This window comes from Klebsiella sp. CD33 (assembly GCF_051992865.1).
Taxonomy (GTDB): Bacteria; Pseudomonadota; Gammaproteobacteria; order Enterobacterales; family Enterobacteriaceae; genus Klebsiella; species Klebsiella pneumoniae.
The window spans coordinates 4,536,107-4,549,997 of sequence record NZ_CP197023.1 but is presented as its reverse complement, the minus strand read 5'-3'; the positions used below and the strand labels follow the sequence as shown (position 1 = coordinate 4,549,997).

The window sequence follows — 13,891 nt, the reverse complement described above, 5'->3', positions numbered from 1 at the left end:
TCAGTTGTCCTCCGCCGCGGCGATGCCCTGCACCACGTCGAGCGCACTGCGCACCCCGTCCTCATGAAAGCCGTTGTACCAGTAGGCCCCGCAGTACCAGCTCCGCTGCTGGCCGTTAATCTCTTCGCGCCGCAGCTGGGCCGACCAGCTTTGCGGGTTAAACAGCGGATGCTCATAGACGAAGCGCTGCCAGACATAGCGATCGTCCACTGGCGCGTCCGGGTTCAGAGTGACGCAGAACAGGGGGGCGCCCGCAGGCAGCCCCTGGAGAATATTCATGTTGTAGGTGACGCAGGCCCGGGCCAAATCCCCGTCGCTCAGGCGATAGTTCCAGCTGGCCCAGGCGCGCTGGCGCTCCGGCAGCCAGCGCGGATCGCTGTGCAGCACCACCTCGTTGCGCTGCCAGCCGATATCCCCCAGCACCTCACGCTCGGCGTCGGTGGGCGCCGCCAGCATCGCCAGCGCCTGCGAGGAGTGGCAGGCGAAGATCACCTGGTCAAAATGCGCCTCCCCGGACGCCAGCCGCAGGATAACTCCCGCCGGGTGGCGGTCCACCTGCTGCACCGGCGCGTTGAGCCGCAGGTCCAGGCGATCGCCGAGCCTGGCAAGCAGGGCGCGGACGTATTCCCGGGAACCGCCGGGCACCACGTACCATTGCGGACGATCGCGAATATCCAGCAGACCGTGGTTTTCAAAGAAGCGCAAAAATAGCGGTAGCGGGAAGCGGCGCATCTCCTGCAGCGACGACGACCAGATGGCCGCCCCCATCGGCAGGATATAGTGGCGGGCGAAGAAGGGGCTAAAACGGTGGCGGGAGAGGAAGTTCTCCAGCGTCGCGCCCGGATCCAGCGCCTCGGTCAGCGCCAGTTTTGCCAGCCGGTTGAAGCGGACGATCTCGCTCAGCAGCCCCCAGAAGGCCGGCTTCAGCAGATTGCGTCGCTGGGCGAAGAGCGAGGTCAGACTGTGGCCGTTGTACTCCAGGCCGCTGGCCGGGTTGTGGACTGAGAAGCTCATCTGCGTTTTTTGCCCGTCGATCCCCAGCTCGCTGAGCAGGCCCATAAAGCGCGGATAGGTGCGATCGTTGTAGACGATAAATCCGGTATCGATGGCCCAGGTGCCCTGCGGCGTGGCGACATCCACGGTGGCGGTGTGGCCGCCCGGCGTGGCGCCCGCTTCGAACAGCGTTACCTGATGGTGTCCGGCCAGTCGCCAGGCGCAGGTCAGCCCGGCGATGCCGCTGCCGATGATGGCGATGTTCATGAGCGCACCATCCTGCGCAACAGCAGGCGCTGGATACCCGATGGCAGACTGGCCAGCAGACGCAGGGCCAGGCTGAAACCGGTGGGGAAGGCGATGTGGTTTTTGCCCTTCGCCAGACCGTGGCGGATCGCCGCCACCGCCCGATCCACGCTCACCCGGCCGGGCATGGCGAAGTCGTTTTTGCGCGTCAGCGGGGTGTCGACGAAGCCCGGAGAGACCACCGTGACGGCCACCCCTTTCGGCTCCCAGTCCAGACGCAGGCTATTGGCAAACCAGCTCAGCGCCGCCTTGGAGGCGCCATAGGCTTCCGCGCGCGGGAAGGGCAGCCAGTGCGCCATGGAGCTGACCAGCACCACCCGATCGCCTGCCTCCAGCTGCGTCTGCAGCGCCGACAGGCAGTTCACCGGCCCGAGGAAGTTGGTGGCCATCACCCGCTCCACGAGGGCGGCATCCACCTGTCCGTGGTCGAGGTATTCGCAGGTCCCGGCGCAGAGAATGATCAGGTCGGCAAAACAGCCTGTCAGCGCCTGGCGACAGGCGTCCCTGTCTGTCATATCGAACAGGCGTACGCTGATGTTGGGGCTGAGCTGCTGGAGCGCTGCCAGGCGCGACGCATCGCGCCCGCAGGCGATGACCAGATGGCCATCCGCCGCGAAGGATTTCGCCAGGCCGGCGCCGATCCCGGAGCTGGCGCCGGTGATGAGCACCGTCATCATGAGCGCACCCTCCGCTTCACGCCGCGTACCGCCCAGCCCAGCAGGGGAAGATGCTCGTAGATCATCTCCCCGGCGTCGTAGTAGTCGCGCTGATGGAGAACCTGCTCCCCGGCGATGTCCACCACCGAGCAGCCCGGCAGGGCCAGGGTTTCTCCACCGGCAATGCGCGGATGCGACCAGTGCATGGTCCAGGTCACGGCGAACCGCTGGCCGTCGCAAAGCGGCGTGTCGATGGTGAACCGGCACTGCTCCACGTTGGCCAGCAGATGGGTAAAGTAGCGCTGAATGGCGAACAGCCCCTGATGCTGACCAAAAGGATCGCTCAGCGTCGCGTCCGGATGGTACAGCGCGGCCAGCGCCGCGGGCGGCTGTGCATCCAGCCCGGCGTAGTACTCAACGAAACGACGAATCACGGACGGCGAGGTGCTCATGGATCACATCCTGGCTAGATACGGTAGCGTAATGGCATACTTAAAACTTACACAAATAAAATCATTTGTCCAAGTTTGTAGAAAAATATATTTTATTTGTGTTAAAAATCATGTTGTTATGATTGGTGTTTTAAGGAGTGAAAATCGCGGGTGGTGCAAAGGGCAAGCGTGAGCCCGCCGCGCCACCGGGCGCTGGCGGAACAGAGCGTGGAGGTAAGTGAAAACAGGGGGTTAGAGCGGGATCACCTCGAGGGAGACGACCTGCTGCTGCCAGAGTTCGACCTGCCTCTGGCGGGCGGCGGAAAGTTTGCCGCTGGTGACCAGCAGCCAGTTGCGCTGGGGAAAAATCTCCGGCGCCAGGGCGGCGGGAGGCACCGGCAGGACGTCGATGCGATGGCCCTGGCCGGTACGTTTGAGCGCCTCAAGCCAGATTTCGCAGGCGTCGGTTAGGTGCCAGCCGGTGATCAGAAAGTTATCCCCGGGCGCCTTCTTATCGCCTTCGAGGCAAAACGAGGTGTAGGCGATGATGATGCCGTCGAGGATTTCGCGCAGGGTCATGATGGCCGGTACGTTGGCGGAGACCTGGCTGCGCAGCGGACGCAGCACCTCGGTCACCAGCTCCTGGCGCGGATATTCGCGCCCGGCATCGTAGATCAGCTGGCGCAGGGACTCGATTTTTCCCTCTTTCAGCCGCTGCAGCATGGTCTCCTGCAGCGTCAGCCAGTTATTGGTGCGCCGCGCGCCGGGGCGCGACAGCAGGGGTTTCACCTGGCTGACCGGCACCCCTTTTTTCACCCAGTCGAGGATCTTCAGCGCCTGCTGGACGTCGTCATCGCTGTACAGACGGTGTCCTCCATCGGTGCGCAGCGGCTTAAGCAGGCCGTAGCGGCGCTGCCAGGCGCGAAGCGTGGTCGCATTTATCCCGCATAGTCGGGCAAATTCGCCGATGGAGTAAGGCATGGAGGCCACCTGTTAACAAAGAATATTCTCAATATACTACGAATCACGACGGCTGGCGTGAAGTGTAGTGGCTTTGCACTACACTTTCCCCAACCGCGTAAATGAAAGGAGTTCTCATGAAGCTATGGCCTGTTGTCACCGGCGTCGCTATCGCGTTAACCCTGGTGGCCTGCAAATCGCCCACGCCGCCGAAGGGCGTTCAGCCGATTAGCGGGTTTGACGCCAGCCGTTACCTCGGAAAATGGTATGAGGTCGCCCGCCTGGAGAATCGCTTCGAGCGAGGCCTGGAGCAGGTGACCGCCACCTACGGCGCCCGCAGCGACGGAGGGATCAGCGTCGTCAACCGCGGTTATGACCCGGTCAAAAAACGCTGGAATGAGAGCGACGGGAAAGCCTATTTCACCGGCGCCCCCACCACTGCGGCGCTGAAGGTGTCGTTCTTCGGGCCGTTCTACGGCGGCTATAACGTGATCCGCCTGGACGACGACTACCAGTACGCGCTGGTCAGCGGCCCCAACCGCGACTATCTGTGGATCCTGTCGCGAACCCCCACCATTCCGGCGGCGGTGAAGCAGGATTACCTGAATACCGCGCGCGAGCTGGGCTTTGACGTCGATCGCCTGGTGTGGATCCGCCAGACGCCGCGCTAGCCTCGCCGCTTAGCGGCTGAGCAGATGGGTATAAACCACGTACAGCCCGGCCAGCGCCGCCACGTTGAGCGCTACGCTGATGAAAAACCGCGTCCGGAAGGGCTGCTTTTGCGTTTTATGGCGAAAGCACTGCTGGCCGAGGATGGCCCCCGGCCAGCCTCCCGCCAGGCCCAGCACCAGCAGCGTGGTTTCCGGCACCCGGCGCCAGGCTTTGCGCGCCGCCAGCTTGTCGGCGCCATAGATAAGCCATGTCAGAAGGCTGCTCAGTAAAAACCACATCGCCAGCGGGTAGGGCAGCAGGGCGCTGCCCACGGCGGTGAGCAGCAGCAGGGAATAACATACCAGGTTCAGATTCATAGGGACGTTCACGCCGGCCAGAAGAATGGCGCCACTATAGCCAATTTCCCGGACCGGCGTAAACGCGGCGGGCTATTGGCTACGCTTGCCCCGATGCCGGGACAGCCACATCAGCTTATACGCCGCCGGAATGATAAACAGCGACAGCAGCGGGGCGGTGATCATCCCGCCAATCATCGGCGCGGCGATACGGCTCATGACTTCCGAACCGGCGCCGGTGCCCCATAAAATCGGCAGCAGGCCGGCGATAATCACCGCCACGGTCATCGCCTTCGGCCGCACGCGCAGCACCGCCCCCTGGTACAGCGCCTCGTCGAGCTTATCGACGCTGAAAGTCTGCGGATTCTCCAGCGATGGCTCCGCCTCGATGGCATGGCGCAGGTACATCAGCATCACCACGCCAAATTCTGCCGCCACCCCGGCCAGGGCGATAAAGCCGGTCCCGGTGGCCACCGACAGATGGAACCCCATCCAGTAGATGAACCAGATCCCGCCCACAAGGGCGAACGGCACGCTGGTGATAATCAGCAGCGCTTCGCCGACGCGGCGGAACGCCAGATACAGCAGCACGAAGATAATCATTAGCGTCATCGGCACCATCAGCTTCAGCTTCTGATTGGCGCGCTCCAGCAGCTCAAACTGCCCGGAGTAGGACACACTGATGCCCGGCTTCAGCTTCACCTCCTTGCCGATGGCCTGCTGCAGATCGTGCACTACCGACACCATGTCGCGGTCGCGGGCATCGATGTAGATCCAACTGGTCGGGCGGGCGTTCTCGGTCTTCAGCATCGATGGTCCGGTGACCACTTTCACCTCAGCCACGTCGGCGAGGACAATCTGTTGCTTCAGCGGCGTGAGGATCGGCAGCTGGCGCAGGGTCTCCGGGCTGTCGCGATAGCTCTGCGGGTAGCGGATGTTGATCGGATAGCGCTCGACGCCCTCCACTGTTTCGCCAACCATCGCCCCGCCGATGGCGGACGAGACGAACAACTGCACGTCGCCGACGGTCATCCCGTAGCGGGCCGCCTTCTCACGATGAATATCAATTTTGAGGTAGCGCCCGCCGACCAGCCGCTCGGCTAATGCTGACGTGACCCCCGGCACGGTGCGCGCCACCACTTCAATTTGCCCGGCGATGGCGTCGATATCGGCCAGGTTGGTGCCGGAAACTTTAATGCCGATCGGGCTCTTGATGCCGGTGGAGAGCATGTCGATGCGGTTGCGGATCGGCGGCACCCACAGGTTCGCCAGTCCCGGCAGGCGCACGGTTTTATCCAGCTCCTCGACGATCTTCTCCATGGTCATCCCCGGTCGCCATTGATCCTGCGGCTTGAGCTGAATGGTGGTCTCCACCATCTCCAGCGGCGCCGAGTCGGTGGCGGTTTCGGCCTTGCCGGTTTTGCCGAACACCCTTGCCACTTCCGGCACCGTCATGATCAGCTTATCGGTTTTCTGCAGCATATCCGCCGCCTGCGCAGCGGAGATCCCCGGCAGCGTGGACGGCATATACAGCAGATCGCCCTCGTTGATCTGCGGCAGAAACTCGCCGCCGACCCGGTTAAGCGGCCAGGCAACCGTCAGGATCGACAGGAGCGCAATCAGCAGGGTAGTCTTCGGCCAGTGCAGGACCTTCAGCAGCAGCGGGTGATAAATGCGGATCAAAAAGCGATTCAGCGGATTGCTGCTCTCCGCCGGGATCCTGCCGCGGATCCAGAAGCCCATCAGGATCGGGATCGCCACGATCGCCAGCAGCGCTGCCCCGGCCATCGACCAGGTTTTGGTGAAGGCCAGCGGACCGAACAGTTTGCCCTCCTGGCCTTCGAGGGTGAAAATCGGGATAAACGACAGGGTGATGATCAGCAGGCTGATAAACAGCGCCGGACCGACCTCCACCGAGGCCTCGGTAATGATTTTCCAGCGTGTGTCGTTGCTGAGCTTCTCTCCCGGGTGCTGATGTTCCCACTCCTCCAGCCGCTTGTGGGCGTTCTCGATCATCACGATGGCGGCATCGACCATCGCCCCCACCGCAATGGCGATCCCGCCCAGCGACATGATGTTGGCGTTGAGCCCCTGGAAATGCATCATGATAAAGGCGAAGCACAGGCCGAGCGGCAGCGAGATAATCGCTACCAGCGCCGAGCGCACGTGCCACAGGAACAGGGCGCAGACCAGGGCGACGACGATAAACTCTTCCAGCAGCTTGTAGCTGAGGTTGTCGATGGCGCGGTCGATAAGCTGGCTGCGGTCGTAGGTGGTGACCACTTCAACCCCTTCCGGCAGGCTGCTTTGCAGCGACGCCAGCTTCGCTTTGACCGCCGAGATCACTTCGCGGGCGTTCTTGCCGGAGCGCAGGATCACCACGCCGCCGGCCACTTCGCCTTCGCCGTTAAGCTCGGCGATACCGCGGCGCATTTCCGGGCCGATCTGCACCCGCGCGACGTCGCCGAGATAGACCGGCACACCGTTGTCACCGGTTTTCAGCACGATGTTTTTGAAGTCGTCGAGCGTCTGCAGGTAGCCGCTGGCGCGCACCATATATTCGGCTTCCGCCAGTTCGACGGAAGAGCCGCCCGCCTCCTGGTTAGAGGCGTCCAGCGCCGATTTCACCTCGCCGAGGCTGATGCCGTACTGGGTCAGCTTCATCGGGTCGACGACAATCTGGTACTCCTTGACCACGCCGCCCACCGACGCCACTTCCGAGACGTTAGGGATGGTTTTCAGCTCATATTTTAAGAACCAGTCCTGCAGGGAGCGCAGTTCGGCGAGGTCGTGCTTGCCGCTGCGGTCGACCAGCGCGTATTCGAAGACCCAGCCGACGCCGGTGGCGTCCGGGCCCATTTCGGCGCTGACCCCGGCGGGAAGTTTGCCCTGCACCTGGTTGAGATACTCCAGCACCCGCGAGCGCGCCCAGTAAGGATCGGTGCCGTCTTCAAAAATCACGTATACGTAGGAGTCGCCGAATTGCGAGAAGCCGCGCACCGTTTTGGCGCCGGGGACTGACAGCATGGTGGTGGTCAGCGGCCAGGTGACCTGGTTTTCGACGATCTGCGGCGCCTGCCCCGGATAGCGGGTTTTGACGATCACCTGTACATCAGAGAGATCCGGCAGGGCGTCTACCGGGGTGTGGATGATGGTCCAGGTTCCCCAGATGCTGAGAAACAGCGCCGCCATCATCACCAGGAAGCGGTTGGCCACCGAGCGGCGGATAATCCATTCAATCATGGTTCCGTTCCTTAGTGCGCGTGGGCGGCAGAGGCCGCGGCATCAGGGGCCTGCGCGCGCATGCGCTCCAGCGCGCCGGCGATATTGGCCTCCGAGTCGATCAGGAACAGGCCGCTGGCGACGACTTTCTCACCCTCCTGCAGCCCGCTGCGAATGGCTGTGACGCCATTGGATTCATGGAAGACCTGGACCCGCTTCGGCACGAAGCGGCCCTCGTTATCGACGGTGATCACTCGCTGCTCGCTGCCGCTGTCGATCAGCGCTTTGGAGGGGATCAGCAGCATCGGTTCGCTTTCGCTGGTCAGCTGCAGATAGGCGTTCATCCCCGGCTTCAGCGCTTCATCCGGGTTGTTGACCTGCAGGCGCAGCTGCAGGGTGCGGGTGACGCTATCGACGCTGGGGAGAAGAGTCCATTTGCTGATGCGGAAGGTTTTGCCCGGCCAGGCGGGAACCTGAATGCTGAACTGCGAGGCGTCTTTAATCAGCCAGGCGATGGATTCCGGGACCGCCACGCTGACCCACACCGGATCCATGCCCTGAATTTTCGCCACCACGTTATCTTTGGCGATGTTCATTCCGGCGCGCAGATCGAAGGCGGTGATCACCCCGTCGATGGGCGCCTTGAGGGTGAAACGGGTCTGGATCTTGCGCGTGGCTTTCAGGCGGCGGATATCGTCGTCCGGCATTCCGGCGAGACGCAGCCGCTCGAGGATCCCCTCGACCTGGGTGGCGGTGCCCCCGGTCTCCTGCAATAGCAGATATTCGCTCTGCGCTTCCACCCAGTCCGGGATGGTCAGCTCGAGCAGCGGCGTGCCTTGTTTCACTTTGTCGCCGACGGTCAACGGATAGACTTTATTGATAAAGCCCGCCGCCCGCGCCTGCATAATCACATACTGGTACTCGTTATAGCTGATGTTGGCCGGGAAGGTCTGGGCGTAGCGCAGCGGCCCGCGGGTGACGGCGGCGGTTTTCACCCCAAGATTCTGGGTCTGCGTCGGGTCGATACGCACCCCCGGCGCACCGGCGGCGGCATGCTCCTCATCGGCGTATTTCGGCACCAGATCCATATCCATAAACGGCGATTTACCCGGTTTATCGAAGCGGGTGTTCGGGTACATCGGGTCGTACCAGAACAGCACTTTACGCTGCTGCTCGGCCGCCGGAGCGGCAGAGTGGGTCGGTGCCCATCGGGCGTACAGCGCCGCGGTAAGCGCGCCGCCAATCAGCATGCTGCCGAGGATCAGCGCCGTATTTTTCAGTTTCAGGGATGCCATGTGTCGTCCATTCAGTTGTTGAGGGGCCTACCGTCGCCGGGCCGTTATTGGGCGCGGATATCCTGTAATAGCGACAGATTGCCCTGCTGAACGAAGGTGAAATCCACGCTGTCGCCGTCCTTCACATTGTTGAGCTGCGTCTGCGGGGTGATGGTGAAGCGCATGGTCATCGGCGGCCAGTTCACCGCCGGGATGGCCTCGTGGGCGATGGTGATTTTTTTGCTATCCATATCAATAGCTTTAATGACGCCTTTACCGCGGATGCTTTGCGCCTGCGCGGCGGCGGGCTCCTCGTGCATCGCCATGCCGGCATGCGGGTTGGCGGCCTGGGCGGCGAACACCGCGCCAGAGAGCAGGGTGAACAGGGTTATTTTAGATAGTGAATTCATCATCAAGACTCCTTGGGTTATTCCATCCAGCCGCCGCCGAGGGCGGTGAACAGGGTGATTTCATTCGCCTGACGGGAATAGTTGAGTTCCAGCAGGGTTTGTCGGGTGGTGAAAATATCGCGCTGGGCGCTCAGGACTTCGATATAGCTGACCGCGCCATGGCGATAGAGCGCAGTGGCGCGCTGCAGGGTGATATTTAGTGAAGCGAGATAGTGCTCCTGCGCGGCAATTTGATCGGCCAGGCTCTGGCGCAGGGCCAGCGCGTCGGCCACCTCTTTAAAGGCGGACTGGATTTTTTGTTCATAGTTGACCACCTGCTGCTGCTGGCGGATCTCCGCCAGATCGAGGCTGGCCTGATTACGCCCGGCGTTGAAAATCGGCAGTTCGATTTTGGGAATGAAGTTCCACATCGCGCCGCCAGCGTTAAACAGGCTGGAGAGTTCGCTGCTGCTGCCGGAGAGCGAGCTGGTCAGGGTGATCGACGGGAAGAAGGCCGCCCGCGCGGCGCCGATGTTGGCGTTGGCCGCTTGCAGGCTGTGTTCGGCCTCTAAAATATCCGGCCGCTGCAGCAGGATCGCTGAGGAGAGCGATGGCGGCAGGGTTACGCCTTGCAGGTCTACCGCGCTGCTGGCGCTATCGTCCGGCAGGCGCTGATAGCTGCCGAGCAGCAGTTGCAGGGCGTTATTGGCCTGCGCCAGCTGGCCCTGACGTTTGGCGATATCGGCGCGGGTGCTTTCGATCATGCCGCGCGCCTGCTCCAGCGCCAGCACGGTGGTGCTCCCGGTCAGCAGCTGTTTTTCAACGAAGGCGTAAGACTGCTGATAGTTCTGTAAGGTATCGTTGGCCACCTGCAGCTGCGCTGCCGCCAGCCGCTGGTTGAAGTAGCTTTGTGAAACGTTAGCAATCAACAGGATATGCACTGCGCGCCGCGCCTCTTCGCTGGCGAAGAAGTTCTGTCGGTCGGCCTCGCTAAGGTTTTTCAGCCGGCCAAAGAAGTCGAGGTCGTAGCTGAGGTTTAAGCCGGCGGCATAATCGCTGCTGGTGGTGGTGTCGCCTTTGAGCTTGCCGCCATAGGTGGTGCTGCCGTCACCGTTCAATTGCGGGTAGCGGTCGGCGTCGGTAACCCGATATTGCGCGCGAGCCTCCTGCACTTTCAGCGTCGCCATCCGTAGATCGCGGTTGTTGGTCAGCGCGGTGCTAATCAGGCTTTTCACCTGCGGGTCGACGAAAAAGGTGCGCCAGCCGGTCTCCTGGTAGCCCGCCGTTGCGGCAACCAGTCTGTTCTGGCTGAGTGAGAACTGCTGCGGCACCGGCGCGACAGGGCGCTGGTAGTCCGGAGCGAGCGACAGACAGCCGGTTAAGGCAAATATCACGCTGAGGGTAAGTAGCTGTATTGAGCGCATGGCGGCAGAAGTTTCGACGATTTATCCATGGCGGCTACTTTACGTAGCGGGCTCTGTTCAGGGCGTGACGGGAAAATGACAAAGCTGTCATTTTCCTGATATTTCATTGCTATCCGGAGGCGCTCCTCTAAAATTGAATACCCGCACAAAGCGCGCGTGAAGGAGCCTGCCGTGAAGATTTTGATTGTCGAAGATGAGAAGAAAACCGGAGAGTACCTGACCAAAGGGCTCACCGAGGCCGGCTTCGTCGTCGACCTGGCCGATAACGGCCTCAACGGCTATCACCTGGCGATGACCAGCGATTACGATCTGCTGATCCTCGACATCATGCTGCCGGATGTGAACGGCTGGGATATCGTGCGCATGCTGCGCGCCGCCGGGAAAGGCATGCCGATCCTGCTGCTTACCGCGTTGGGCACCATTGAGCATCGGGTGAAGGGGCTGGAGCTGGGCGCTGACGACTATCTGGTAAAACCGTTCGCCTTTGCGGAGCTTCTGGCGCGGGTGCGCACTCTGCTGCGCCGCGGGGCGGCGGTCATCGTCGAAAGCCAGTTTCAGGCGGCCGATCTCTGCGTCGATTTGGTCAGCCGCAAGGTGACGCGCGGCGCCACCCGCATCACCCTGACCAGTAAGGAATTCACGCTGCTGGAGTTCTTCCTGCGTCATCAGGGCGAGGTGCTGCCGCGTTCGTTAATTGCCTCGCAGGTGTGGGATATGAACTTCGACAGCGACACTAACGCCATCGACGTGGCGGTGAAGCGGCTGCGCGCCAAAATTGATAACGACTTCGAGCCGAAGCTTATCCAGACCGTGCGCGGCGTCGGCTATATGCTTGAGGTGCCGGATGGCCGCTAAGCGCCCCTTTTCCCTGGCAACCCGGCTGACCTTCTTTATCAGCCTCGCCACCATCATCGCTTTCTTTGCCTTCACCTGGATCATGATCCATTCGGTGAAGGCCCACTTTGAAGAGCGCGACGTGCACGATCTCAGGCAGCTCAGCACCACGCTGGAGACGGTCCTCGACCACGCTGACTACCCGCAGGCGCGGCGGCTGGAGATCGTGAGGAATATCATTGCGGGTTACGCCAACGTCTTTATCTGTCTGGACGACGGCCAGGGCAATATTCTGTTTCAGTCGCCCGACGGGCCGGATCTCAGCCATATGCTGAGTACGCCGGGGCTGGCGATGCAGCTGCGCGACGGGAATGTGATTTCATGGACTGACCCGCAGCCGCGGAAGATGGTTCATGATAATCATCCAATGGAGACCCGCGCCTGGCGGCTGATCATGCTGCCGCTGGGCAAGCAGGCGGACGGCAAACCGGCGTACCACCTGCTGATGGCCTTATCCATCGATTTTCACCTGCACTATATTAATGAGCTGAAAGCGAAGCTGATTTCCGCGGCGACGATAATCAGTTTGCTGATCATCGCCATCGTGCTGTTTGTGGTCTATCAGGGGCATAAGCCCATCCGCCAGATCAGTCGCCAGATCCAGAATATTACCTCGCGGGATCTCGACGTGCGCCTTGACCCGCAGGCCGTGCCTGTCGAGCTGGAGCGGCTGGCGCTGTCGTTTAACCATATGCTGGAGCGCATAGAGGATGTCTTTACCCGCCAGTCCAACTTCTCCGCCGATATCGCCCATGAAATCCGCACGCCGATTACTAACCTGGTGACGCAAACTGAAATCGCCTTAAGCCAGAGCCGCAGCCAGCAGGAGCTGGAAGAGGTGCTCTATTCCAATCTTGAAGAGTTCTCGCGGATGTCGCGGATGGTCAGCGATATGCTGTTCCTCGCCCAGGCGGATAATAACCAGCTGATCCCTGAGCAACAGGCGCTGGATCTGGCCGATGAAGTGCATAAGGTGTTTGAGTTCTTTGAAGCGTGGGCGGAAGAGAAGGCGGTGGCGCTGCGCTTTGTCGGTAGCCACTGCCGGGTGACGGGCGATCCGCTGATGCTGCGGCGAGCGATCAGCAACCTGCTGTCGAATGCGATCCGCTACACGCCGGCCGGCCAGGCGGTGACCATCCAGTTGAGCGAAAGCGCCGAGACGATCCGTCTGGTGGTGGAGAATCCCGGTACGCCGATTGCCGCCGAACATCTGCCGCGGCTGTTTGACCGTTTCTATCGCGTCGACCCCTCGCGTCAGCGCAAAGGCGAGGGCAGCGGTATCGGCCTGGCGATTGTGAAATCGATTGTCGGAGCCCACCACGGCAGCGTGGCGGCGCAGTCCGATCTGCGCTCGACGCGGTTTATTGTGGTGTTGCCGAAATAGGCGCAATCCGCGAGTGATAGTTGAGTATGTGGCTTTCTGTCGCTATATTAAATGTACGGAAAATAACCGTACATGAAGTTTGCAACAGGCCGGAGATAACGTATGCCCGCACTTAAAAAGCAGCGTATAGATTTGAGATTAACCGATGATGATAAGAGCATCATCGAGGAAGCTGCGGCAATTTCGAATCAGACGATTACCCAGTTTGTGGTTGCCAGTGCCTCAGAACGTGCTGCGGAAGTGATTGAGCAGCACCGCAGAATGGTCCTCAATGAGCAATCATGGAGCCTGGTGATGGAGGCGATTACCCAACCGCCAGCCCCGAATGATCGACTGAAACGTGCAGCGAAGCGTCTACAAACCAGGTAAGGTAGAGCTAATGGAGCAGCAACTGACGATTGAGATGATTGCCGATGCGTTCAGCTACGATATCACTGGATTTGATTGCGGCGAGGAAGCGCTGAATACGTTTTTAAAAGAGCACCTCAAGCGGCAGCACGATGGACAAATCTTAAGGGGTTATGCGCTGGTCTCCGGGGATACCGTTCCCAGGTTGCTGGGTTATTACACCTTATCGGGGAGTTGTTTCGAGCGAGGCATGTTGCCGTCTAAAACTCAGCAAAAGAAAATCCCGTATCAAAATGCGCCAAGCGTAACCCTCGGGCGGCTGGCCATTGATAAATCTGTTCAGGGGCAGGGCTGGGGAGAGATGTTGGTTGCCCATGCGATGCGAGTGGTGTGGGGAGCGTCTAAAGCCGTTGGCATCTACGGATTGTTTGTTGAAGCCCTTAATGAGAAAGCTAAAGCATTCTATCTTCGTCTGGGGTTTATACAGCTCGTGGATGAAAATAGTAACTTACTGTTTTATCCGACCAAATCGATTCAACAGCTCTTTACTGACGATGAGTCATAAAAGAAACCGGGCAGCGCCAGGCGGCTGCCCGCAGTATC

14 protein-coding genes are annotated in these 13,891 nt (G+C 60.9%); 5 read left to right on the top strand and 9 right to left on the bottom strand.

What is annotated here, in order from left to right:
- From ACR809_RS22295 to ACR809_RS22280, 4 genes are all read right to left on the bottom strand, one after another.
- Window positions 1-1,260: an NAD(P)/FAD-dependent oxidoreductase gene (locus ACR809_RS22295; RefSeq protein ID WP_094642217.1), complete on the bottom strand. Its 1,260-nt coding sequence runs from the start codon at window positions 1,258-1,260 to the stop codon at window positions 1-3.
- Window positions 1,257-1,976, bottom strand: a complete 720-nt coding sequence (locus ACR809_RS22290) for an SDR family NAD(P)-dependent oxidoreductase (RefSeq protein WP_096812523.1) — start codon at window positions 1,974-1,976, stop codon at window positions 1,257-1,259. The genes ACR809_RS22295 and ACR809_RS22290 overlap by 4 nt, the downstream gene beginning before the upstream one ends.
- On the bottom strand, window positions 1,973-2,407 hold the full coding sequence (locus ACR809_RS22285) for a nuclear transport factor 2 family protein (protein ID WP_004178448.1): 435 nt from the start codon (window positions 2,405-2,407) through the stop codon (window positions 1,973-1,975). Before ACR809_RS22285 ends, ACR809_RS22290 begins: the two co-directional genes overlap by 4 nt.
- A gap of 231 nt (window positions 2,408-2,638) precedes the next feature.
- Window positions 2,639-3,367 (bottom strand): MerR family transcriptional regulator, encoded by a 729-nt coding sequence (locus ACR809_RS22280; protein WP_002887258.1) that lies wholly within the window; start codon window positions 3,365-3,367, stop codon window positions 2,639-2,641.
- A 116-nt stretch (window positions 3,368-3,483) separates the two neighbouring features.
- Here ACR809_RS22280 and ACR809_RS22275 point away from each other — a divergent pair, with 116 nt between their 5' ends.
- Window positions 3,484-4,017, top strand: a complete 534-nt coding sequence (locus tag ACR809_RS22275) for a lipocalin family protein (RefSeq protein WP_002887259.1) — start codon at window positions 3,484-3,486, stop codon at window positions 4,015-4,017.
- Between the two features lie 9 nt (window positions 4,018-4,026).
- Here ACR809_RS22275 and ACR809_RS22270 read toward each other — a convergent pair whose 3' ends face one another.
- From ACR809_RS22270 to ACR809_RS22250, 5 genes are all read right to left on the bottom strand, one after another.
- Complete coding sequence (locus tag ACR809_RS22270) at window positions 4,027-4,374, bottom strand: DUF1294 domain-containing protein (protein ID WP_004177568.1); 348 nt, start codon at window positions 4,372-4,374, stop codon at window positions 4,027-4,029.
- A gap of 72 nt (window positions 4,375-4,446) precedes the next feature.
- Window positions 4,447-7,596, bottom strand: coding sequence for a CusA/CzcA family heavy metal efflux RND transporter (locus ACR809_RS22265; protein ID WP_122051577.1), 3,150 nt, complete (start codon window positions 7,594-7,596; stop codon window positions 4,447-4,449).
- A gap of 11 nt (window positions 7,597-7,607) precedes the next feature.
- Complete coding sequence (locus tag ACR809_RS22260) at window positions 7,608-8,870, bottom strand: efflux RND transporter periplasmic adaptor subunit (RefSeq protein ID WP_122051576.1); 1,263 nt, start codon at window positions 8,868-8,870, stop codon at window positions 7,608-7,610.
- Window positions 8,871-8,914: 44 nt separating this feature from the next.
- Complete coding sequence (gene cusF, locus ACR809_RS22255) at window positions 8,915-9,259, bottom strand: cation efflux system protein CusF (protein WP_122051662.1); 345 nt, start codon at window positions 9,257-9,259, stop codon at window positions 8,915-8,917.
- A 17-nt stretch (window positions 9,260-9,276) separates the two neighbouring features.
- Complete coding sequence (locus ACR809_RS22250) at window positions 9,277-10,662, bottom strand: efflux transporter outer membrane subunit (RefSeq protein WP_122051575.1); 1,386 nt, start codon at window positions 10,660-10,662, stop codon at window positions 9,277-9,279.
- A 171-nt stretch (window positions 10,663-10,833) separates the two neighbouring features.
- Here ACR809_RS22250 and cusR point away from each other — a divergent pair, with 171 nt between their 5' ends.
- The 4 genes from cusR to kacT all read left to right on the top strand — a co-directional run bounded on the left by cusR (window position 10,834) and on the right by kacT (window position 13,853).
- Window positions 10,834-11,517 carry a copper response regulator transcription factor CusR gene (cusR, locus tag ACR809_RS22245; protein ID WP_032105399.1) on the top strand — a complete coding sequence of 228 codons (684 nt, stop codon included), beginning with the start codon at window positions 10,834-10,836 and terminating at the stop codon, window positions 11,515-11,517.
- Window positions 11,507-12,940, top strand: coding sequence for a Cu(+)/Ag(+) sensor histidine kinase (locus tag ACR809_RS22240; protein ID WP_122051574.1), 1,434 nt, complete (start codon window positions 11,507-11,509; stop codon window positions 12,938-12,940). Before cusR ends, ACR809_RS22240 begins: the two co-directional genes overlap by 11 nt.
- A 102-nt stretch (window positions 12,941-13,042) precedes the next feature.
- Window positions 13,043-13,309: a type II toxin-antitoxin system antitoxin KacA gene (gene kacA / locus ACR809_RS22235; protein WP_002887278.1), complete on the top strand. Its 267-nt coding sequence runs from the start codon at window positions 13,043-13,045 to the stop codon at window positions 13,307-13,309.
- A 10-nt stretch (window positions 13,310-13,319) separates the two neighbouring features.
- Window positions 13,320-13,853: a type II toxin-antitoxin system toxin KacT gene (kacT, locus tag ACR809_RS22230; protein ID WP_122051573.1), complete on the top strand. Its 534-nt coding sequence runs from the start codon at window positions 13,320-13,322 to the stop codon at window positions 13,851-13,853.
- Window positions 13,854-13,891: the final 38 nt, after the last annotated feature.

Bases quoted from the DNA above. Each gene is read 5' to 3' on its own strand.
- cusF (WP_122051662.1), bottom strand. From the start codon at position 9,259: ATGAATTCACTATCTAAAATAACCCTGTTCACCCTGCTCTCTGGCGCG.
- ACR809_RS22270 (WP_004177568.1), bottom strand. From the start codon at position 4,374: ATGAATCTGAACCTGGTATGTTATTCCCTGCTGCTGCTCACCGCCGTG.
- ACR809_RS22250 (WP_122051575.1), bottom strand. From the start codon at position 10,662: ATGCGCTCAATACAGCTACTTACCCTCAGCGTGATATTTGCCTTAACC.
- ACR809_RS22275 (WP_002887259.1), top strand. From the start codon at position 3,484: ATGAAGCTATGGCCTGTTGTCACCGGCGTCGCTATCGCGTTAACCCTG.
- ACR809_RS22240 (WP_122051574.1), top strand. From the start codon at position 11,507: ATGGCCGCTAAGCGCCCCTTTTCCCTGGCAACCCGGCTGACCTTCTTT.
- ACR809_RS22280 (WP_002887258.1), bottom strand. From the start codon at position 3,367: ATGCCTTACTCCATCGGCGAATTTGCCCGACTATGCGGGATAAATGCG.
- ACR809_RS22260 (WP_122051576.1), bottom strand. From the start codon at position 8,870: ATGGCATCCCTGAAACTGAAAAATACGGCGCTGATCCTCGGCAGCATG.
- ACR809_RS22290 (WP_096812523.1), bottom strand. From the start codon at position 1,976: ATGATGACGGTGCTCATCACCGGCGCCAGCTCCGGGATCGGCGCCGGC.
- kacT (WP_122051573.1), top strand. From the start codon at position 13,320: ATGGAGCAGCAACTGACGATTGAGATGATTGCCGATGCGTTCAGCTAC.
- ACR809_RS22295 (WP_094642217.1), bottom strand. From the start codon at position 1,260: ATGAACATCGCCATCATCGGCAGCGGCATCGCCGGGCTGACCTGCGCC.
- kacA (WP_002887278.1), top strand. From the start codon at position 13,043: ATGCCCGCACTTAAAAAGCAGCGTATAGATTTGAGATTAACCGATGAT.
- ACR809_RS22265 (WP_122051577.1), bottom strand. From the start codon at position 7,596: ATGATTGAATGGATTATCCGCCGCTCGGTGGCCAACCGCTTCCTGGTG.
- ACR809_RS22285 (WP_004178448.1), bottom strand. From the start codon at position 2,407: ATGAGCACCTCGCCGTCCGTGATTCGTCGTTTCGTTGAGTACTACGCC.